This window comes from Mesorhizobium opportunistum WSM2075, assembly GCF_000176035.2.
Lineage (GTDB): Bacteria > Pseudomonadota > Alphaproteobacteria > Rhizobiales > Rhizobiaceae > Mesorhizobium > Mesorhizobium opportunistum.
In genome coordinates, this window is record NC_015675.1 from 1 (window position 1) to 20,032 (window position 20,032).

Here is a 20,032-nt window from a genome sequence, read left to right on the forward strand (position 1 = left end):
AAAATTCTCACCCCTCAGAAATAGCCCTTATTTTTCAACCAGTTATTGATGGTCATCCACAACTTGTCCACAGCGCGTCGGAGCGACGGGAGGACAACTGGCTGTCAAGAGAATTATTTCAGAAAATTTCGCGCCGGCCCGGCTTTTTCATATTCGCCGGAAAAGGGTTTGAATCACAATGGCTTTGTCAAAATATACCACTACGCCATAGAGCACCAACCTACCGGCGCTAACCAGATTCCTTAAAAATCCGTTAGAGGTGGCCTTGCCCTATCCACAGCGATTTCGGTAATGTCGGTTCATCAAAAAGGGACGGGCCATTGGCCCTTAACCCAGCCCGAATCGGCCAGCGCAATTTGGCGGGATTTGCAACGCGGATCAAGTCCGCGAACGGGTTTGGTTTGTCTTTTTTTGATACGGTAGGGGACTGGCGTAACAAGACATGGCAGGTAGACGGCGCGCCGGCGCTCTTTTCGCCGGGCGGTGTTGTATTGCCCTGACATACCCAACGCGGACTGGCTTTCAAGGCCGGCACCGGTCCCCCCGGTAATGGGCGACGTTCATCTGCCGGCGGCGGCAGCGGGCATCGTAGCAAAGACTTAGGTCGCCGGATCACGGATGCAGGAGGCGCATTCCCGGCGGAAAACAGGTACAAAAAGACAAGGAACTCGATCATGCAGAGCGGCGTCGAAAGGGAGCTTACGGGCGACCTTCCATTTCCAGGAACTTTGATTGGAGCAAACGGCATGGCGGTCTCCAGCGACGCGGAACAGAAGTTCGACCGGGTCAAGGCCCAGTTGAAGGCGCGTCTGGGAGCCGAGGTCTATTCGAGCTGGTTCGGCCGCATGAAGGTCGCGGAGGCCTCCAAGGGCATTGTCCGCATCTCGGTGCCCACCGCGTTCCTGCGCTCCTGGATCAACGGCCATTATCTCGACCTGATCTCCGAACTGTGGAAGCAGGAAGATGCCGATCTCCTCAAGATCGAAATCATCGTGCGCACGGCCACCCGCCAGGGGCGCAGCCATGCCGAGCCGGAACTGGCGCCAGTGCGCAAGATGACGCGGCAGACGCAGACGGCGCTGGCCGCCGGCACCGTGAGCCCTGGCAGGATCGAGCGATCCCCGGTGCCGCGCCCCGGCGCCGCGATCGAGAGCGAATTCCGCCACAATGTGCTGGGATCGCCGCTTGACCCGCGCTACACGTTCGGCTCGTTCATCGAGGGGCCGTCGAACCGGGTGGCCTTCGCCGCCGCCAAGGCCGTGGCGGAATCGCAGTCGAGCGCGGTGCGCTTCAATCCGCTTTTCCTGCACGCGACCGTAGGGCTCGGCAAAACCCATCTGCTGCAAGCAATCGCCGCGGAATCCCTGAAACAGAACCCCAAATCACGCGTCGTCTATTTGACGGCCGAGTATTTCATGTGGCGCTTTGCCACCGCAATCCGTGACAACAATGCACTGACGCTCAAGGAACAGTTGCGCGACATCGATCTCTTGATCATCGACGACATGCAGTTCCTGCAGGGCAAGTCGATCCAGCACGAATTCTGCCATCTGATCAACATGCTGCTCGACAGCGCCAAGCAAGTGGTCGTTGCCGCAGACCGGCCGCCGTCGGAACTGGAATCGCTCGAACCGCGGGTACGCTCGCGTCTCAACGGCGGCGTCGCGCTCGAAATGTCGGCGCCCGATTTCGCCATGCGCCTCGGCATGCTCAAACTGCGCCTGGCCACCGCCAGGGTCGACGACGCATCGCTCGACATCTCGGAGGAAATCCTCAACCACGTCGCCCGCACCGTGACCGGCAGCGGCCGCGAACTGGAAGGCGCCTTCAATCAGCTGCTGTTCCGTCAGTCGTTCGAGCCGCAGATCACCATCGACCGCATCGACGAGATCCTCGGCCACATCTATCGCACCGGCGAACCGAAGCGGGTCCGGATCGAGGATATCCAGCGCATCGTGGCGCGCCACTACAACGTGTCGAAGACCGAATTGCTGTCCAACCGGCGCACGCGCACCATCGTCAAGCCGCGGCAGGTCGCCATGTACCTGTCAAAGGTGATGACGCCGCGTTCGCTGCCCGAAATCGGACGGCGTTTCGGCGGCCGCGACCACACCACGGTGCTGCACGCCGTGCGCAAGATCGAGGATTTGTCCGGCAACGACAACACGCTGGCGCAGGAACTCGAGCTGCTGCGGCGCCTGATCAACGACCAGGCCTGACCGATCCGGGACAGGCAAGCCAGAACCGCGCTGGAATTCAATGACTTGCTTGCAATGCCATGGGCCAGGAACGGGCGCACGGCATTGCCTGGAGACGATCCGGATTCCCGATTCTGCCCAGCGGCTGGCGGTCTTCGTACCCTTTATCCCCAGAAAGGCCGTGCAGCCGGCCCGAACCGGTCGCGCGGGCTTGCGTTTGCAGGCTTTTTCCTGTCAGTTTACGCAGATTCTGAGCCTGTTCAGACCTTTCGCGGGGCGCCGCCAGCCGGAGACCCGCTCATCCTTTCAAGCGAGCCTGTTTCGTCATGCGTGTTATCCTGGAACGGTCCAATCTCCTGAAGTCGCTCAACCACGTCCACCGTGTGGTCGAACGGCGCAACACCATACCGATCCTGTCCAACGTGCTGCTCAGCGCCGAAGGCGCAAGCCTCGAAATGAAGGCCACCGACCTTGACCTGGAGGTGACGGAAGCGACGCCGGCCAAGGTCGAGCGCGGCGGGGCGACGACGGTTCCGGCGCACCTGCTCTACGATATCGTGCGCAAGCTCTCCGACGGCGCCGAGGTGATGTTGAAGACGGATGAAGACGGCAACGCAATGACGGTGACGTCCGGACGCTCAAGCTTCCGCCTGCAGTGCCTGCCGCAATCCGATTTTCCCGAGCTATCGGCCGGATCCTTCTCGCATATCTTCCGCCTCGATTCGGTTGCCCTGAAGGGACTGATCGAGAAGACGCAGTTCGCCATTTCCACCGAAGAGACGCGCTACTATCTCAACGGCATCTACCTGCACACGCACGAGGTCGGCGGCAAGCTGAAGCTGCGCTCGGTGGCGACCGACGGCCACCGCCTGGCACGCGCCGAGATCGATGCGCCGGCTGGCTCCGAGGGCATGCCGGGCATCATCATTCCGCGCAAGACGGTGAGCGAGCTGCAGAAGCTGGTCGACGATCCGGATGTCGCCGTGACCACCGAACTGTCGGACACCAAGATCCGCTTCACCATCGGCAGCGTCGTCCTGACCTCGAAGCTGATCGACGGCACCTTCCCGGATTATCAGCGGGTCATTCCGACCGGCAACGACAAGAAGCTGATCCTCGACCGCCAGAGCTTTGCCGCCGCGGTCGACCGGGTCTCGACCATTTCCTCCGAACGCGGCCGTGCGGTGAAGCTTTCGATCAGCGAAGGCCAGGTGACGCTCGCGGTCAACAACCCGGATTCAGGCAGCGCCACGGAAGAACTGGCGGCGGACTATTCGTCGGACCCGATCGAGATCGGCTTCAATGCCAAGTATCTGCTCGATGTCGCCGCGCAGCTGACCGGCACGGAAGCGAAATTCATGCTGGCCGATGCCGGTTCGCCGACGCTGATCCACGACATGGCCGACGAGACCGCGCTTTACGTGCTGATGCCGATGCGGGTATAGCCCGCGCGGCGGTTGCCTCGCGGCACGGCCGGCAGCGAAAGCTATGTTGCGGCGACTTCTGTAGGCGGATAGCGGTTGCCAGGACAAACCCATATAAGTAAGCTAACACTTACTAATTTCCGCAATTATGCGGCGCTGGCGATCGACCTCGCGCCAGGCGCGGTGGTCTTTTCCGGCGACAACGGTGCCGGCAAGACCAATCTCCTCGAAGCAATTTCCTTTCTGACGCCCGGGCGTGGCCTGCGCCGCGCTCCCTACGCCGATGTCGCGCGCGCGGGCGGCGACGGCGGCTTTGCACTGCACGCAAGGCTCGACGGGCCCGACGGCCAGGTCGAGATCGGCACCGGCATTTCCGGCGGTGACAGCGAGGGCGGCAGGCGGGTGCGTATCAACGGCGCCACCGCACGGTCGGCCGAGGACATGCTGGAATGGCTGCGCGTCGTGTGGCTGACACCGGCCATGGATACGTTGTTCACCGGGCCGGCCGCGGATCGCCGGCGGTTTCTCGACCGATTGGTGCTGGCGATCGATCCCGGTCACGGCCAGCGCGCCCTGGATTACGAGAAGGCGATGCGGGGCCGTAACCGCCTGCTTACCGAAAATTCGCGGGACGACCGCTGGTTCGAGGCGATCGAGATACAGATGGCCGAGACCGGGGTCGCCATCGCCGCGGCACGCGCCGAGATGGTGCGCCTGCTGGCCGCCATGATCGACAGGCTGCCCGACAGCGGGCCATTCCCGCAGGCCGATATCGGCCTTGCAGGCGATCTGGAAGCCGAGATCGCCGGCACGCCGGCGGTCGATGTCGAGGAGCGGTTCCGGCGGGCGCTTGCCGATGGCCGTGACCGCGACCGCGCCGCCGGGCGCACGCTCGAGGGCCCGCACCGGTCGGATCTCTTGGTCCGGCATCGCCCCAAGGCGATGCCGGCCGAGCTCTGCTCGACCGGCGAGCAGAAGGCATTGCTGGTCGGTATCGTTCTGTCGCATGCCCGGCTGACCGGCGAGGTGTCCGGGATGACACCGATCCTGCTGCTCGACGAGATCGCAGCACATCTCGACGGAGGACGGCGGGCGGCACTGTTTTCGATCCTCGAGGAGTTGAACTGCCAGGCTTTCATGACGGGAACCGATGCGGCGCTGTTTTCCAGCCTGCAGGGCCGCGCGCAGTTCCTGACGGTCGACCACGGCATCGTTGGGCCAACCGTCTAGATTTTTGTTGCATGGATGTCGTCAAGGTTTTTGACCCGCTATATGGTCCTGATATGACCAATGCGCTCACCGCCGACGAGATCGAACGCTATGCCCGCCACATCGTGCTGCCGGAGGTCGGCGGCTCCGGCCAGCAGAAGCTCAAGCAAGCACGCGTGCTGGTGATCGGCGCCGGTGGCTTGGGTGCGCCGGTGCTCGAATATCTTGCGGCAGCCGGCGTCGGTACGCTCGGCATCGTCGACGACGACACCGTGTCGCTCTCCAACCTGCAGCGTCAGGTCATTCACGGCACCGATACTGTCGGCCTGCTGAAAACCCATAGCGCCGAGGCCGCAATCGCCCGCATCAATCCCAACACCAACGTCGAGACGCACACATTCCGGCTGACCGCGGACAACGCCCCTGCGCTGGTCGCTCGCTATGACATGGTCGTCGACGGTTCCGACAATTTCGAGACCCGCTACGTGGTGGCCGATGCCTGCGCGAGCGAGCACAAGCCCTTGGTGCATGCCGCCGTCGGTCGTTTCGACGGCTCGGTGACCGTGCTGAAGCCTTTCGAGGACGGCAAGGATGGCAAGCCGAACCCCGGCTATCGCGACCTGTTCCCGGAAGCCCCGCCGCCGGGCCTGGTGCCGTCCTGCGCCGAGGCCGGGGTGCTTGGCGCGTTGACCGGCGTTGTCGGCACGCTGCAGGCAATGGAGGCGATCAAGCTGATCACCGGCATCGGCGAGCCGCTGGTCGGCCGGCTGCTGCTCTACGATGCGCTCGCCGCGCGCTTCGAAACGATCCGCTACAAGAGAGGCTGACCTTGGCGCGGACCTCGGCGCCCTCGATTACCCGAATCCCGGCCGACTTCGACCGCTGGGATGACGTGCTCGCACTCATCATGCGCGCCTTCGCCTTCATGGACGGCGTCATCGATCCGCCGTCATCGGCTCACCGGCTCACCGTCGATTCCCTGCGCGACAAGGCCCGCCTGGAGAGCGGCTTCGTGGCTCTCGACAGCGACAGGATCGTCGGCTGCGTCTTTGCCATCGAAAGGGCTGACGACTTCTATGTCGGCAAGCTCGCCGTCGAGCCGGACTGCCAAGGACAAGGCATCGGCCGGCGGCTGATGCGGGCGGTCGAAATTCTTGCGCTCGACCGCGGCAAGGCAGCATTGGAGCTCCAGACGCGGATCGAGCTCACCGCCAATCACGCCGCCTTTGCCCGCCTCGGCTTTCACGAGACCGAACGGACGGCGCATGAGGGCTACAGCAGGCCGACCTCGATCACCATGCGCAAGGCCCTTTCGTAAGACCCTGGCTTCATTTGCCGTCAGGTTCGGAGCGGCAGCACGCGATCCGGCGGCCGATGGCCATCGACGAAAGCCCGGATGTTGATGATGACCTTCTCGCCCATGTCGATACGGCCCTCCAGCGTCGCCGAGCCCATATGCGGCAACAGCACGACCTTGTTCCTTGCGGCAAGCTTGAGCAGCTTGCCGTTGAGCGCCGGCTCGTGCTCGTAGACGTCGAGGCCGGCGCCGGCGATCTTGCCGTCCTGGATCAGCTTGACCAGCGCTTCCTCATCGATGATGTCGCCGCGCGCGGTGTTGACGATGTAGGCCGTCGGCTGCAGCAAGGCCAGCCGCCGCGCCGACAGGAGATGGAAGGTGGCTGGCGTCGACGGACAATTGACCGAGATGATGTCCATGCGGGCCAACATCTGGTCGAGGCTCTCCCAGTAGGTCGCCTCCAGCCCGTCCTCGACGGCCGGCAGCACGCGATGGCGATTGTGATAGTGGATGGAAAGGCCGAAAGCCTTGGCCCGCCTCGCCACAGCCGTGCCGATGCGGCCCATGCCGACAATGCCCAGCCGCTTGCCCCAGATGCGCCGGCCAAGCATCCAGGTCGGCGACCAGCCGACCCATTTCTTGTCGCCGGTGAGCACGTTGGCGCCTTCCGCCAGCCGGCGCGGCACCGCCAGCATCAGCGCCATGGTCATGTCGGCGGTATCTTCGGTGAGCACGTTGGGCGTGTTGGTGACGGTGATCCCCTTCTTGGCAGCCGCCGCCACGTCGATCTTGTCGACGCCATTGCCGAAATTGGCGATCAGTTTGAGGTTGTCGCCGGCCTGGGCGATCAGTGCGGCGTCGATCTGGTCGGTCACGGTCGGCACCAGAACGTCGGCTTCCTTGACCGCGGCAACCAGCTCCGGCTGCGTCATCGGCCGGTCCTCGACATTCAGCCTCGCGTCGAACAGTTCGCGCATGCGGGTCTCGACCGGGTCGGGCAGCTTTCGCGTGATGACCACGAGAGGCTTCTTTTTGCCTGCCATTGTTTCCCTCGTTGAGACCTCTTTAACCAAGACCGGCGAAACTGAAAGCCGGTCGCGGTAGCCGATTTACCCATGTAACAAGCGGTGCCGCCGAAGACAAAGAAAAAGGGGCGCAGCAGCCATCAGGCCGGCGCCGAAAGGAACGAAAGTGTCTGGTTTCGCGTCGCTTCGCCTGGTCCTCAGCGCAGCATTTCTCGGCACTCTCCTCTATTCTCCGCTCGCGGCGGCGCAGGGCGCGGCCGCACCTGCCCAGGGCGCCGTCACGCTGGGGCCGAGCGGCCTGCCGCTGCCGCGATTCGTCAGCCTGAAATCCGGACGCGTCAACTCGCGCGTCGGCCCGGGGGCCAATTACTCGGTCGACTGGATGTATATGAAGGCCGGCCTGCCGATGGAGATCATCCAGGAATTCGATACGTGGCGCCGCGTGCGTGATGCCGACGGTTCGGAAGGTTGGATCAACCAGTCGCTGCTTTCAGGCCGGCGTACCGCGATCATTGCGCCCTGGCAGCGCGGCAAGGGTGCCCAGATCAACCTTCTGAACAGCCCGGACAAGGACGCCAGGGTGATAGCGATCGTCGAGCCGGGCGTCATGGGCATGATCAAGTCCTGCGACGGCCAGTGGTGCGAAATGACGCTCGGCGGCCACACCGGCTGGCTCGCCCAGTCGACGGTGTGGGGCGCCTATCCCGGCGAGCGGGTCAAGGACTGAACGCCCCCGGTTTGCGCCCGATGCGGCCCAGATGAGTATCCTGAAAGCCGGTCGACAGCTTGAGGCCGTAGCCCAAGGAACGGTCGATGGCGATGTGGGCGATCCAGATCAGCGCGACCGTGATAGCGGCCGCATTGCCTAGCAGGTGGCCGGCGAGCAGCAGAAGCACCGGTGCGATCAGCATATGCAAGGCGTTGTAAGCTATCGCGCCAAGGCGCGGCCCACCGAGGTAGCCGAGCATCGACAGATCCGGCGCCAGGATAAGCACGGCAAAGAGCCACCAGGAAATGCCCGACGAAGCGTAGAAGACAATAGCGGCCACCGCCACGACGACCCATTCGAGCCGGATTATCAGGTCGAGGGGTTTCATTCCGATTGTCCGGCCAAGCGGATTATTCTGGCTTCGCCGACTGTTCTGGCCCTGCCGGTGATTCCTGGCGCTTGGGACGCAGCCTCACCACGATATCGACATTGGCGATTTCCATGCCCTCGGGCGGGTCAGGCAGGTTGGTGACCGTCACCGGGCCGTTGGCGATGTCGAAAATCCGGTTTTCGCCCTCGATGTAGAAATGGTGGTGGTCGGAAGTGTTGGTGTCGAAATAGGTTTTCGCGCCCTCGACGGCGAGGATGCGCAGCAGCCCCGCCTGGGTAAACTGGTGAAGCGCGTTGTAGACGGTGGCCAGCGACACCGGCACGCCGGCGGCCAGCGCCTCCTCATGCAGTTCCTCGGCCGACAAATGGCGGTCGCCCTTGGCGAAGAGCAGGTCGGCCAGCGCGATGCGCTGACGCGTCGGCCTCAGGCCGGCTTCACGTACCCGCTTGTCCACAGCGACATTTTCCTTCCGGCAGCCCCGGTCCATCTGGTCTTCCAAGCTCACAGTCCCGCTTCAAGACACGCCCAGAATGGCAAAAAAATGAATGTCTGCCGAAACCGGACCCCTGTTGACATATATTCTGTCGCCGGAATGCGATCAATAGCGCGCATTGACCCGGGCAGACTGGCGGGTTAAGCGCAAACGCCGGTTTCCGGCCTGAAACAGATTGTGTTAGGACACCGACGACAAGGGCGCGTTACCGCCCGGACGAATGGGGATGAGATTGATGGCGGGTAAACCCAGCTACGACTACGACGAATTGCTGGCCTGCGCCCGCGGCGAGCTGTTCGGAGAGGGCAATGCCCAGCTGCCCTACCCGCCCATGCTGATGTTCGACCGCATCACCGAGATCAGTGAAACGGGCGGTGCCTTCGACAAGGGTTTCATCCGCGCGGAATTCGACATCAAGCCGGATCTTTGGTTCTTCGCCTGCCACTTCATCGGCAATCCGATCATGCCTGGATGCCTCGGCCTCGACGCCCTGTGGCAGTTGACCGGCTTCTACCTCGGCTGGCTCGGCGAACCCGGCAAGGGAATGGCGCTGTCGACCGGTGAGGTCAAGTTCAAGGGCATGGTCACCCCATCGGTGAAGAAGGTCGAATATGGCGTCGATTTCAAGCGCGTGATGCGCGGCAGGCTGGTCCTGGGCATCGCCGATGGCTGGATGAAGGCGGATGGCGAGCCCATATATGCGGCGACGGACCTGAAAGTCGGTCTGTCGAAGCAGTCGGCGGTCGCTTGACCGCAGCCCTGGCCGATCCACTGGCCAGCATCCCTGGAAGGAGTTGCGAATGAGACGTGTCGTAGTCACAGGCATCGGCATCGTGTCGTCGATCGGAAACAATGCCAACGAGGTGCAGACCTCGCTGCATGACGCCAGATCCGGCATCAGCTTCTCCGATTCCTTCGCCGAGCACGGCTTCCGCTGCCAGGTCTGGGGAGCGCCGACGCTCGACCCGTCCGCCATGATCGACCGCCGCGCGATGCGCTTCCTGTCGCAGGGCGCGGCCTGGAACCACGTCGCCATGGACCAGGCGATCGCGGATGCGGGCCTCGGCGAGGACGACGTCACCAATGAACGCACCGGCATTGTCATGGGCTCGGGCGGGCCTTCCACCCGCACCATCGTCGAGGCGGCCGAAACAACGCTCAAGAACGGCAGTCCCAAGCGCATCGGCCCGTTCGCGGTGCCGAAAGCGATGTCGTCGACCGCGTCGGCCACCCTGGCCACCTGGTTCAAGATCCACGGCGTCAACTATTCGATCTCGTCGGCCTGCTCGACCTCGGCGCATTGCATCGGCAATGGCTACGAACTGATCCAGTGGGGCAAGCAGGACATGGTCTTTGCCGGCGGCCATGAGGATCTCGACTGGACGATGTCGGACCTGTTCGACGCCATGGGCGCCATGTCGTCCAAGTTCAACGACAAGGCATCGACCGCCTCGCGCGCTTATGACGTCAATCGCGATGGCTTCGTCATTGCCGGCGGCGCCGGCGTGCTGGTGCTGGAAGAGCTGGAGCACGCCAAGGCGCGCGGCGCCAAGATCTACGCCGAGATCGTCGGCTACGGCGCGACCTCTGACGGTTACGACATGGTCGCGCCGTCAGGCGAAGGCGCGATTCGCTGCATGCGCCAGGCGATGTCGACGATTTCCACGCCGGTCGACTACATCAACACCCACGGCACCTCGACGCCGGTGGGCGATTCCAAGGAAATGGGCGCGATCCGCGAAGTGTTCGGCGAGAAGATGCCGTTCATCACCTCGACGAAATCGCTGACCGGCCATTCGCTGGGCGCAGCCGGTGTGCAGGAATCCATCTATTCGATCCTTATGATGCAAGGCGGCTTCATCGGCGAGAGCGCCCATATCGAGACGCTCGATCCTGAATTCGAGGGTATGCCGATCGTGCGAAAGCGCATCGACAACGCCAAGATCGACACCGTTCTGTCGAATTCCTTCGGTTTCGGTGGCACCAACGCGACACTCGTTTTCCAGCGCTATTCCGCATAGGGCCATTGTTTTTGTACAAGGCCAGCATTTTTAAATAAGGATTTGGCGGCCATGAACGGACTGATGAAGGGCAAGCGCGGGCTTGTCATGGGCGTCGCCAACGATCATTCGATCGCCTGGGGCATTGCCAAGAAGCTGTCCGAGCATGGTGCGGAACTCGCCTTCACCTACCAGGGCGAGGCCTTCGGCCGCCGGGTCAAGCCGCTTGCCGACAAGCTCGGCGCCGCACTTGTCGTCCCCTGCGATGTCGAGGACAGCGCTTCGGTCGCCGCCACGTTCGAGACGCTGAACAAGGAATGGGGCGGGCTCGACTTCGTCGTCCATGCCATCGGCTTTTCCGACAAGAATGAGCTTAAGGGTCTCTATGCGGACACCAGCCGCGACAACTTCGTCCGCACCATGGTGATCTCCTGCTATTCCTTTACCGAGATCGCCCGCCATGCAGCCGCGTTGATGAACGATGGCGGGTCGATGATCACGCTGACCTATGCCGGCTCGGTCCGCGTCATGCCGAACTACAATGTCATGGGTGTCGCCAAGGCAGGACTCGAGGCCAGCGTGCGCTACCTCGCCAATGATTACGGCCCGCGCGGCATCCGGGTGAACGGCATCTCGGCGGGACCGGTGCGCACGCTCGCCGGCGCCGGCATTTCGGACGCCCGCCACATGTTCTCCTACCAGCAGCGCAACTCGCCGCTGCGCCGCACGGTGACCATCGACGAGGTCGGCGGCTCGGCGCTTTATCTGTTGTCGGACCTCTCCTCGGGCGTCACCGGCGAAATCCACTATGTCGATTCCGGCTACCACATCGTCTCGATGCCGACGCTCGACGAGTTGAAGCAGACGGATAGTACGCGCGACTGAAGCGTCGCCTTGCCTTGAGCCGCGTCCGAAGTGCCTTTCAGTAAAAAAGATGCTCTCCAGTAAAATTGGACGCATTCGCGGCAACTCATTTTAAGAAGATTTCCGCTATAGAGTCCCCGCAGTCTGGGGATTTTTAATGCCTGCCGTCAGCAATCCGAAGCGAACACCAGTGTTCCGACTGCTCACGATAGCAAGTTCGGGTATTGGCAGTTTCGTCCTTGGCATCTGGGGTCTCAAGTACGGCCTCGGCGGTGGGTTTGCCGGCATATCGGCGGACATGATGGTCGCGATCATGGCTGCGCTTTGCGCGCTGGCGGCGTCGGTGGCGGCAATGTCCTTCTTCGCCGGCGTCGATGAATCGGCGGATTTCGTCTTCAACGAGACCCATTTCGACAAGCTGACAGGACTGCTGGGGCGCCCGGCGATGGTCGGCAAGATCGCCGAGGCGGCATGCACGACAAGCCGGACCGGCGAACCGGTGTTCCTGATCGACATCGACATCGACCGCTTCAAGCAGATCAACGACGCGATCGGCTATACCCAGGGCGACGAACTGATCCGCGCCTTCACCAAGCGGCTGCAGAGCTGTGTGCCCGCACGCGCGCTGATCGGGCGCATCGGCGCCGGCGAGTTCGCGGTGCTGCTGCCGGATCATCAGATCCCGGGAACGATGGAAAGCATGGTCGAGAGGCTCATCGACGAGATGATGGAGCCCTATGAACTCAGCAGCCATCAGCAATCGGTGAGCCTGTCGGTGGGTATCGTGGCCATGCCCAAGGATGGCGTCGATCCGGTGCTTATCCTGCGCCGCTCCAACCTGGCGCTGCAGAATGCGCGCGCCAGCGGCGTCGGCAACTGGTCGGTCTTCGACAGCGAGATGGGGCGAGTCGCCGATTATCGCCAATGGGTCGAATCCGAATTGCACACTGCTTTCGAACGCGGGGATTTCGACCTTCACTATCAGCCGCAGCTCGACCTGCCGACCGGCCGCATCGTCGGCTATGAAGCCCTGATCCGCTGGAACCACCCCGAACGCGGCATGATCCCGCCCATGGAGTTCATCCAGATCGCCGAAGAAACCGGGATGATCAATCCGATCGGCGAGTGGGTTCTGCGCAAAGCCTGCAGCGACGCCCGCCATCTGCCGGACGATTGCTTCGTCGCCGTCAACATCTCGCCGGTCCAGTTCATGACCAAGGACTTCGTCGGCATCGTCCGCGACGCGATGAGGGCCACCGGCATCAAGCCGTCACGGCTGGAACTGGAAGTCACCGAGACAGCGATGATGCAGGATCGCGACCGTGCGGCCGCCATCCTGAAAGAGCTTGCCGAAATGGGCATCTCGGTCGCCGTCGATGATTTCGGCACCGGCTATTCGAACCTCAGCTATCTCATCGATTTCTCGTTCGGCAAGCTGAAGATCGACCGTTCCTTCGTCAGCCGCATCGACACCGATTCCAGCTCCGGCGCAGTCGTCTCGACCATTGTCGGACTTTCGCGTGCACTCGGCGTCAGCATCATCGCCGAAGGCGTCGAGACCGAGAGCCAGGCGACATTGCTACGGGCAGCTGGCTGCGAAGTGGTGCAGGGTTACCTGTTCGGCCGGCCGGCTCCGCTCAAGTTCAGCGTGACTGACGCCCACGCCACCGATGAAGTCCGGCGCGTCGCCAATCTGCATTGAACGCATCACCTCAGCGACGCGCGGACAACACCTTGAACATGCCATCGCGGGCAAGCTCCGCGTGGCTTGAGAATGCGGCCTTGAGAACCGGCTCGTAGGGCAACTGACGGTTGGCGACCATGAACAGCCGCCCGCCCGGCTTCAACGCCTTGCCTGCCGCGTGGATCATGCCGGCGCCGATTTCCGGCTCAGCCGCGCGGGCGCGATGGAATGGCGGGTTCATGACGACGGCGTCATAACGGCGCTCGACAGGTTCGGCGAGCAGATCGAGCCAGAAGAAGCCCGGCACCAGGGCCGCCGCGCCGAGATTGCGCTTGGCCGCCTCCAGCGCCGCGAAATCCGCTTCATAGAGGTCAAGCGCCGTTATGCCAGGGGACCGTGAGGCGACTTCCGCCGCCACATAACCCCAGCCGGCACAGAAATCGGCGATGTTGCCACGCAGATCGCCGGGCAAATTATCCACCAACAGTTTCGAGCCGGCGTCGATCCGATCAAAGGAGAACATGCCGGGCGCGGTGTGGAACCGGCCTTCGACCAGCAAGACGGGATTGGCGGCACGCAACTCTTGTGCGGCCGCCGGATCGGCAGGACGGCGCAGCCAGAAGGCAACGCCGTGATATTTCGGCATATGGCCGTCGAGCGGCACAAGCTCGTCGATGCGCTTGCGCAGGCTGGCGATGCCGTCATCCTTGCCGCCGGCAACGACGATCAATCCGCCCGGCACCACGCGCTCCAGCGCTTCCGCGATGCGCAACTCGTTCTGCCCGCGATGGCGGCCGGCGAGCACCAGCGCGGCATCGAAACCGTCGCCCTCCGGTTGCGGCGTAACCGTGAATTTCGCCGCCTGCAACGCGCGGAAATGCGGGCGGAAGCCCTGCACGACATGCAGCGCGGCCTCGAAACCCTGCGGCAGCCGCAGGCCAGGCTCGGCGCCGAGGAAGAGCATGCGCTCATCCTTTCGCGGCAAGGGAAGAGCCTCGACCTCGAACGGATGGAACAGCGTCTTCAGCGCCTCAGTGGACATGCCTTTGCTCCATAAACGAAAGCGGGCGCGACATAAGCCGCGCCCGCTTCGATTTTCCTGTCAGACCGCTCAGGCGGCGTCTTCTTCGCCTTCGGACTTCTTGTCGCGGACAATTTCCTTGCCGGAGGCCTGGTCGACGACCTTCATCGACAGGCGGACCTTGCCGCGCTCGTCGAAGCCCATCAGCTTGACCCAGACCTTGTCGCCTTCCTTGACGACGTCGGAGGTCTTGGCAACGCGCTCGTTGGCGAGCTGCGAGATGTGGACCAGGCCGTCGCGGGGACCGAAGAAGTTGACGAAGGCGCCGAAGTCAGCGGTCTTGACGACCGTGCCTTCGTAGATCTCGCCGACTTCCGGCTCGGCGACGATGGTGTGGATCCACTTCTTCGCCGCCTCGATCTCCTTGGCGTTCGAGGAAGCGATCTTGACCGTGCCGTCGTCCTCGATGTTGATCTTGGCGCCGGTCTTCTCGACGATCTCGCGGATGACCTTGCCGCCCGAGCCGATGACGTCGCGGATCTTGTCGGTCGGGATGTGCATGACCTCGATGCGCGGCGCGAACTCACCGAGTTCGGGACGGGCACCGGTCAGGGCATGAGCCATTTCGCCGAGAATGTGCTGGCGGCCATCCTTGGCCTGGTCCAGCGCGATCTTCATGATCTCCTCGGTGATGCCTTCGATCTTGATATCCATCTGCAGCGAGGTGATGCCGCTGGTGGTGCCGGCGACCTTGAAATCCATGTCGCCGAGATGATCTTCGTCACCCAGGATGTCGGACAGAACGGCGAAGCGCTCGCCTTCCTTGATCAGGCCCATGGCGATGCCGGCGACGGGCTTGGCCAGCGGAACGCCGGCATCCATCAGCGCCAGCGAGGTGCCGCAGACGGTGGCCATCGAGGACGAGCCGTTGGACTCGGTGATCTCGGAGACGACGCGCAGCGTGTAGGGGAACTGGTCGGCGCTCGGCAGCATCGGGCGGATGGCGCGCCAGGCGAGCTTGCCGTGGCCGATTTCACGGCGGCCCGGCGAACCCATGCGGCCGGTCTCACCGACGGAATAGGGAGGGAAGTTGTAGTGAAGGAGGAACTTCTCCTTGTACATGCCGGTCAGCGAATCGACATACTGCTCGTCTTCGCCGGTGCCGAGCGTGGCAACGACCAGCGCCTGGGTCTCGCCGCGGGTGAACAGCGCCGAACCGTGGGTGCGCGGCAGCACGCCGACTTCGGAAACGATCTTGCGGACCGTCTTCAGATCACGGCCATCGATGCGCGAGCCGGTGTCGAGGATGTTCCAGCGCACGACCTTGGCCTGCAGTTCCTTGAACACCGAACCGATCTGCTCGGACGTGTACTTGGCCTCGTCGCCTTCGGCCGGAGCGAAGGCTGCCTTGACCTTTGCCTTGACGGCGTCGACGGCGGCGTAGCGCTTCTGCTTGTCGACGTTCTTGTAGGCGTTGCTGAGCTCGTCACCGACGATCTTCAGCATCTCGGCTTCGAGCACGGAATAGTCCGGCGCCGTGAAATCGCGCGGCTCCTTGGCGGCGACCTCGGCCAGCTTGATGATGGCGTCGATGACCGGCTGGAAGCCCCTGTGACCGAACATGACGGCGCCGAGCATCAGCTCTTCGCCAAGTTCCTTGGCTTCGGACTCAACCATCAGCACGGCGTCGGCAGTGCCGGCGACGACGAGGTCGAGCTTGGATTCCTGCATCTCGTCGATGTGCGGGTTGAGAACGTATTCGCCGTTGATGTAACCAACACGGGCACCGCCAACCGGTCCCATGAAGGGAACGCCCGACAGGGTCAGCGCGGCCGAGGTGGCGACGATGGACAGGATGTCCGGATCGTTCTCGAGGTCATGCTGGACCACGGTGACGACGATCTGCGTGTCGTTCTTGTAACCGTCGGCGAAGAGCGGGCGGATCGGGCGGTCGATGAGGCGGGAAACCAACGTTTCCTTCTCGCTCGGACGGCCCTCACGCTTGAAATAGCCGCCCGGAATCTTGCCGGCGGCATAGGTCTTTTCCTGGTAGTTGACGGTCAGCGGGAAGAAGTCGAGGCCGGGCTTCGGCTCCTTCATCGAAACGACGGTGGCCAGCACCTTGGTCTCGCCGTAGGTGGCGAGCACGGCGCCATCAGCCTGGCGCGCGATCTTGCCGGTTTCGAGGATGAGCGGACGGCCGCCCCATTCGATTTCCACTTTGTGGTGGTTGAACATATCTTGTCCTTAATAAGCGGAAAGGGCCGCGCCGTTTCACGGTGCGCGGATGCCCTTTCCCTGGCTTCCTTTCTCGGGCAGCCACGGGCAAGACAACGGGAAGCTCGGGTGGTTTCAGCGCGGTGAGCGCGCGAGCGTCCTGCAATCCTGCCCCATGACCGTCCATGGGCGGTTTCGAGTGGCCCTCTGCGCGCTCGAAACCGGGTCTGGCCAATCTATAAGACTGGCAGAATGCGCGACTGGCGGGCTTTCCGAGGAAAGCCCGCCAGTCAATTCGTCAACGGCGCAGACCGAGCTTCTCGATCAACGTCTGGTAGCGCGCGTCGTCCTTGCGCTTGAGATAATCAAGCAGGCTGCGGCGCTGGGAGACGAGAGCGAGCAGACCACGGCGGGAATGGTTATCCTTCTTGTGGTCCTTGAAGTGGTCGGTCAGGTTCTTGATGCGCTCGGAAAGGATGGCCACCTGGACTTCCGGAGAACCGGTATCGCCCTTGGCGGTTGCGAATTCACCCATCAATTCCTGTTTGCGCTCGGCAGTAATCGACATCGTGCTTTTCCTTATCTGTTCGAGGAAACGGGTCGCCCTCAGCCGGGATGTCGTCCAGCAGGGGCCGGTGCAAGCAAAGCGTCGTGGCGCTGTGCTGCGGCGCATATAGTGCAATTCCCCGGAAAACACCAGCCCAATTCACAAGCCGGCTTTTCCAGCCCAAATGCCAAGTTTGTCGCTGCTAAAGCCATTTCTTCCATTTGAAGAAGGCAATCAACCCGACCGCCACAACTGCCATGAACAGCAGCGATACGGGATAGCCGTAGTAGGACTTCAGCTCCGGCATGTTCCATGGCGAGGATTCAGGATCGAAGTTCATGCCCCAGACACCGACCAGGAAGGTGAGCGGCATGAAGATGACCGAGACGATGGTGAGATAGCTGATGACGTCGTTGGTGCGGGCCTGGCTCAGCGACAGATGCATCTCGATCAGCCCGGTCAGCATGTCGCGCTGGGTCTCGACCAACTCGATCAGCCTGAGCGAATGGTCGAGCGTGTCGTTGAGGAAAACCTTGGTTTCGGCCTTCACATAGGGCACGTCGTTGCGGATCAGCGTCGCCAGCGCATCGCGCATCGGCCACAGCACGCCTTTGAGGACATTGGCGTCGCGCCGCAATTCGTGCAGCTGCCGCATCTGATGCTTGTGCGGTGAGTGCAGCATCTCATCCTCGATGCTGTCGACCAGATCGCCGGCCGCCTCGATCGGCGGGAAATAGCTGTCGACGATGGCGTCGATCAGCGCATAGGCGAGATAATCGGCGCCGCGCGCCCGCAACCGGTTGGGCGCCGAACTCTCGATGCGCTTGCGCACGGGATCGAACGGGTCGCCCTCGCGCTCCTGGAAGGTGACGACGAAGTTCTCGCCGACGAAGAGGCCAATCTGTTCATAGCGGTGCGAGGTGACATCGTCGATCATGCGGACGACGACGAAGGCATGGTCCTCGAAGAAGTCGACCTTTGGCCGCTGGCCGGTGTTGACGACGTCCTCCAGCGCCAGCGGATGCAGATTGAAGATGCGGCCGATCTCCTCGATCAGCTGGATGTTGGCGAGACCGGTGCAGTCGAGCCAGATGACAGGCCATTTGTGGCAATTGGCCTCGACATCGTCGATGCTGGCGTTTTCGATGGTCTTGTACTTCTGCGGCGAGATCATCGTCAGCCGCAGTTCCGAACGGCGCGCCGCCGGATCGGCGATCAGCGTGCCTGGCGAGGCCCCGACCGGTGGCCGCCGCGTCTTCACCGGCGTCCGCTTTTTCACCGCCTCGGCCTTTGCCATATGCCCCTCGAGCGTAGAGTGAAACCGAGATTAGACGACAGCCGTCACCCGGCAAAGACCCGCTTGGGCTTGAACATGCCTTGCTCGATGGCGCCGATGGCGACCAGCTTGCCGCGTGCCGTGGCGCAAGCTTCCTCGGCTTCGACAGGCGCGTCGCGGCCACGGATGATGACCGGATTGCCGAGGCGGATCTTGGTCGCCGCGTCGTCGCTGATGGCGATCTGCGGCAGACAGTCGAGCGCGGCGGACGTATCGACCAGAAGCGCATCGATCGCCCCGAAATCGACCGGCGCTTCCACAACGTCGACGGCATCGGCCGCTTCCGACTTGCCTTCGCCCTCAATGTCTTCGCCCACAACGTCTTCGCCCGGCGCGCCGAAACGGGCCGCCTCGAGTTCCGCGACGGTGACGAAATCCTCCGGCGTGAACGGCTCGACCTCGACCCGGCGCAATTCGCTGATATGGCCGAAGCAGCCGAGATCGCGGCCCATGTCGCGGGCCAGCGAGCGCACATAGGTGCCCTTGCCGCATTCGACTTCGAAAACGGTCTGATCGGTGCCGTGCTCGACGATGTCGAGACGGCCGATCTCGATTTCGCGGGCCGGAATGTCGACGGTCTCGCCTTCGCGGGCAAGGTCATAGGCGCGTTCGCCCGCAATCTTGATGGCCGAGAATTGCGGCGGCGTCTGCATGATGACGCCGGTGTATTTGGGAAGCAGCGCCCTGACCTCGGCTTCCGACGGTCGCTGGTCAGCCTCTTTCGTCACCGGCCCTTCGAGGTCGTCGGTCGAGCGCTCCTGCCCCCAGGCCACGGTGAAGCGATAGACCTTGGCGCCGTCCTGAACGTAGGGAACGGTCTTGGTGGCTTCGCCGAGCGCGATCGGCAGCATGCCGGACGCCAGCGGGTCCAGCGTGCCGGCATGGCCGGCCTTTTCGGCCTGGAACAGCCATTTGATCTTGGAGACGGCCTCGGTCGAGCCCATGCCGACGGGCTTGTCCAGCACCACCCAGCCGGAGACCGGCCGGCCCTTCTTCTTGCCGCGGCGCGCCATTATTCGCTGTCCTTGCCTTCTTTGGCCTTGTCGTCTTTGGCCCTGTCTTCTTGGGCCTTGTCTTCTTGGGCCTTGTCGTCGTCCGCGTCGAGATCACGCGCCACTTCGGGCGACTTCAGCAGGTCGTTGATCCTGGCGAAATTGTCGAAGGAGGTGTCCAGCCTGAAGCGGAACTCCGGCATGTATTTCATTTGCCGAAGCGCGCCGGAGACACGGCCGCGGACAAATTTCGCATGCTTGTTGAGCGCCTCGATCACGGCCTCGGCATCCTTGGCGCCGAGCGGAGAAACAAAGGCAGTGGCGATCTTGAGATCGGGCGACATACGCACTTCGGAGACCGAAACGACCGAATTCTCGATCAGCGGGTCGATGATGTCGCCGCGCTGCAACGTTTCGGAGAGCGCATGGCGTACCTGCTCGCCGACGCGCAGCATGCGCTGGGATGGGCCGGATGTGGTGGAACGGGGCATTTTTCTCAATCCTGAAAGCGTGAGGCTCGGGATAGGACCGTGCCTCATGTCTCAAACAGTCATTCTCAACAGGCAATCTCAACAGGCTTGAGGGCGGCGGCCTTTCGACCACCGCCCGATATTAACAAGCCACT

The 20,032-nt window shown here is 62.9% G+C and carries 19 protein-coding genes; 10 read left to right on the forward strand and 9 right to left on the reverse strand.

Features of this window, described 5'->3' with window-relative positions; translation table 11 throughout:
• The first annotated feature begins 674 nt into the window (after window positions 1-674).
• The 5 genes from dnaA (at window position 675) to MESOP_RS00025 (ending at window position 6,149) form a co-directional block, all read left to right on the forward strand.
• Window positions 675-2,219, forward strand: coding sequence for a chromosomal replication initiator protein DnaA (gene dnaA, locus MESOP_RS00005; RefSeq protein WP_013891250.1), 1,545 nt, complete (start codon window positions 675-677; stop codon window positions 2,217-2,219).
• Window positions 2,220-2,524: 305 nt separating this feature from the next.
• Window positions 2,525-3,643, forward strand: coding sequence for a DNA polymerase III subunit beta (dnaN, locus tag MESOP_RS00010; protein ID WP_010913340.1), 1,119 nt, complete (start codon window positions 2,525-2,527; stop codon window positions 3,641-3,643).
• Window positions 3,644-3,718: 75 nt separating this feature from the next.
• Window positions 3,719-4,852: a DNA replication/repair protein RecF gene (gene recF / locus MESOP_RS00015; RefSeq protein WP_013891251.1), complete on the forward strand. Its 1,134-nt coding sequence runs from the start codon at window positions 3,719-3,721 to the stop codon at window positions 4,850-4,852.
• A gap of 53 nt (window positions 4,853-4,905) precedes the next feature.
• The gene (locus MESOP_RS00020) at window positions 4,906-5,658 is read left to right on the forward strand and encodes a molybdopterin-synthase adenylyltransferase MoeB (RefSeq protein ID WP_041164449.1); all 753 of its coding nucleotides are present in this window, start codon (window positions 4,906-4,908) and stop codon (window positions 5,656-5,658) included.
• Between the two features lie 2 nt (window positions 5,659-5,660).
• The gene (locus tag MESOP_RS00025; RefSeq protein ID WP_013891253.1) at window positions 5,661-6,149 is read left to right on the forward strand and encodes a GNAT family N-acetyltransferase; all 489 of its coding nucleotides are present in this window, start codon (window positions 5,661-5,663) and stop codon (window positions 6,147-6,149) included.
• Window positions 6,150-6,169: 20 nt separating this feature from the next.
• Here the strand turns inward: MESOP_RS00025 and MESOP_RS00030 are convergent, their stop codons facing one another.
• Window positions 6,170-7,171: a 2-hydroxyacid dehydrogenase gene (locus MESOP_RS00030; protein ID WP_013891254.1), complete on the reverse strand. Its 1,002-nt coding sequence runs from the start codon at window positions 7,169-7,171 to the stop codon at window positions 6,170-6,172.
• Between the two features lie 148 nt (window positions 7,172-7,319).
• Between MESOP_RS00030 and MESOP_RS00035 the strand changes: the two genes are divergently transcribed.
• The gene (locus MESOP_RS00035; RefSeq protein ID WP_013891255.1) at window positions 7,320-7,880 is read left to right on the forward strand and encodes an SH3 domain-containing protein; all 561 of its coding nucleotides are present in this window, start codon (window positions 7,320-7,322) and stop codon (window positions 7,878-7,880) included.
• Here MESOP_RS00035 and MESOP_RS00040 read toward each other — a convergent pair.
• Both MESOP_RS00040 and irrA read right to left on the reverse strand, forming a co-directional pair.
• The gene (locus tag MESOP_RS00040) at window positions 7,870-8,250 is read right to left on the reverse strand and encodes a DUF4260 domain-containing protein (protein ID WP_013891256.1); all 381 of its coding nucleotides are present in this window, start codon (window positions 8,248-8,250) and stop codon (window positions 7,870-7,872) included. The genes MESOP_RS00035 and MESOP_RS00040 overlap by 11 nt on opposite strands.
• Before the next feature lie 22 nt (window positions 8,251-8,272).
• Entirely contained in the window at window positions 8,273-8,740 is a 468-nt protein-coding gene (gene irrA / locus MESOP_RS00045; protein ID WP_013891257.1) for an iron response transcriptional regulator IrrA, read from the reverse strand.
• Between the two features lie 241 nt (window positions 8,741-8,981).
• On the opposite strand from irrA, the gene fabA reads away from it, so the two are divergent.
• The 4 genes from fabA (at window position 8,982) to MESOP_RS00065 (ending at window position 13,312) form a co-directional block, all read left to right on the forward strand.
• On the forward strand, window positions 8,982-9,497 hold the full coding sequence (fabA, locus tag MESOP_RS00050) for a 3-hydroxyacyl-[acyl-carrier-protein] dehydratase FabA (protein WP_013891258.1): 516 nt from the start codon (window positions 8,982-8,984) through the stop codon (window positions 9,495-9,497).
• A 49-nt stretch (window positions 9,498-9,546) separates the two neighbouring features.
• Window positions 9,547-10,767 (forward strand): beta-ketoacyl-ACP synthase I, encoded by a 1,221-nt coding sequence (fabB, locus tag MESOP_RS00055; protein WP_013891259.1) that lies wholly within the window; start codon window positions 9,547-9,549, stop codon window positions 10,765-10,767.
• A gap of 51 nt (window positions 10,768-10,818) precedes the next feature.
• Entirely contained in the window at window positions 10,819-11,631 is an 813-nt protein-coding gene (fabI, locus tag MESOP_RS00060; RefSeq protein WP_013891260.1) for an enoyl-ACP reductase FabI, read from the forward strand.
• A gap of 136 nt (window positions 11,632-11,767) precedes the next feature.
• Window positions 11,768-13,312 carry a putative bifunctional diguanylate cyclase/phosphodiesterase gene (locus MESOP_RS00065; RefSeq protein WP_013891261.1) on the forward strand — a complete coding sequence of 515 codons (1,545 nt, stop codon included), beginning with the start codon at window positions 11,768-11,770 and terminating at the stop codon, window positions 13,310-13,312.
• A 10-nt stretch (window positions 13,313-13,322) separates the two neighbouring features.
• Here MESOP_RS00065 and MESOP_RS00070 read toward each other — a convergent pair whose 3' ends face one another.
• From MESOP_RS00070 to rbfA, 6 genes are all read right to left on the reverse strand, one after another.
• Entirely contained in the window at window positions 13,323-14,336 is a 1,014-nt protein-coding gene (locus MESOP_RS00070; protein WP_013891262.1) for a class I SAM-dependent methyltransferase, read from the reverse strand.
• Window positions 14,337-14,405: 69 nt separating this feature from the next.
• Window positions 14,406-16,553, reverse strand: coding sequence for a polyribonucleotide nucleotidyltransferase (pnp, locus tag MESOP_RS00075; RefSeq protein ID WP_013891263.1), 2,148 nt, complete (start codon window positions 16,551-16,553; stop codon window positions 14,406-14,408).
• A gap of 277 nt (window positions 16,554-16,830) precedes the next feature.
• Window positions 16,831-17,100 (reverse strand): 30S ribosomal protein S15, encoded by a 270-nt coding sequence (rpsO, locus tag MESOP_RS00080; RefSeq protein ID WP_006202929.1) that lies wholly within the window; start codon window positions 17,098-17,100, stop codon window positions 16,831-16,833.
• Window positions 17,101-17,281: 181 nt separating this feature from the next.
• Window positions 17,282-18,376, reverse strand: a complete 1,095-nt coding sequence (gene corA / locus MESOP_RS00085; protein ID WP_013891264.1) for a magnesium/cobalt transporter CorA — start codon at window positions 18,374-18,376, stop codon at window positions 17,282-17,284.
• A gap of 44 nt (window positions 18,377-18,420) precedes the next feature.
• Complete coding sequence (gene truB / locus MESOP_RS00090) at window positions 18,421-19,428, reverse strand: tRNA pseudouridine(55) synthase TruB (RefSeq protein WP_013891265.1); 1,008 nt, start codon at window positions 19,426-19,428, stop codon at window positions 18,421-18,423.
• Entirely contained in the window at window positions 19,428-19,898 is a 471-nt protein-coding gene (rbfA, locus tag MESOP_RS00095; RefSeq protein ID WP_013891266.1) for a 30S ribosome-binding factor RbfA, read from the reverse strand. The genes truB and rbfA overlap by 1 nt, the downstream gene beginning before the upstream one ends.
• Between the last annotated feature and the right edge of the window lie 134 nt (window positions 19,899-20,032).

Bases quoted from the DNA above. Each gene is read 5' to 3' on its own strand.
- dnaA (WP_013891250.1), top strand. From the start codon at position 675: ATGCAGAGCGGCGTCGAAAGGGAGCTTACGGGCGACCTTCCATTTCCA.
- dnaN (WP_010913340.1), top strand. From the start codon at position 2,525: ATGCGTGTTATCCTGGAACGGTCCAATCTCCTGAAGTCGCTCAACCAC.
- MESOP_RS00020 (WP_041164449.1), top strand. From the start codon at position 4,906: ATGACCAATGCGCTCACCGCCGACGAGATCGAACGCTATGCCCGCCAC.
- MESOP_RS00030 (WP_013891254.1), bottom strand. From the start codon at position 7,171: ATGGCAGGCAAAAAGAAGCCTCTCGTGGTCATCACGCGAAAGCTGCCC.
- MESOP_RS00040 (WP_013891256.1), bottom strand. From the start codon at position 8,250: ATGAAACCCCTCGACCTGATAATCCGGCTCGAATGGGTCGTCGTGGCG.
- irrA (WP_013891257.1), bottom strand. From the start codon at position 8,740: ATGGACCGGGGCTGCCGGAAGGAAAATGTCGCTGTGGACAAGCGGGTA.
- fabA (WP_013891258.1), top strand. From the start codon at position 8,982: ATGGCGGGTAAACCCAGCTACGACTACGACGAATTGCTGGCCTGCGCC.
- fabB (WP_013891259.1), top strand. From the start codon at position 9,547: ATGAGACGTGTCGTAGTCACAGGCATCGGCATCGTGTCGTCGATCGGA.
- fabI (WP_013891260.1), top strand. From the start codon at position 10,819: ATGAACGGACTGATGAAGGGCAAGCGCGGGCTTGTCATGGGCGTCGCC.
- MESOP_RS00065 (WP_013891261.1), top strand. From the start codon at position 11,768: ATGCCTGCCGTCAGCAATCCGAAGCGAACACCAGTGTTCCGACTGCTC.
- MESOP_RS00070 (WP_013891262.1), bottom strand. From the start codon at position 14,336: ATGTCCACTGAGGCGCTGAAGACGCTGTTCCATCCGTTCGAGGTCGAG.
- pnp (WP_013891263.1), bottom strand. From the start codon at position 16,553: ATGTTCAACCACCACAAAGTGGAAATCGAATGGGGCGGCCGTCCGCTC.
- rpsO (WP_006202929.1), bottom strand. From the start codon at position 17,100: ATGTCGATTACTGCCGAGCGCAAACAGGAATTGATGGGTGAATTCGCA.
- corA (WP_013891264.1), bottom strand. From the start codon at position 18,376: ATGGCAAAGGCCGAGGCGGTGAAAAAGCGGACGCCGGTGAAGACGCGG.
- truB (WP_013891265.1), bottom strand. From the start codon at position 19,428: ATGGCGCGCCGCGGCAAGAAGAAGGGCCGGCCGGTCTCCGGCTGGGTG.
- rbfA (WP_013891266.1), bottom strand. From the start codon at position 19,898: ATGCCCCGTTCCACCACATCCGGCCCATCCCAGCGCATGCTGCGCGTC.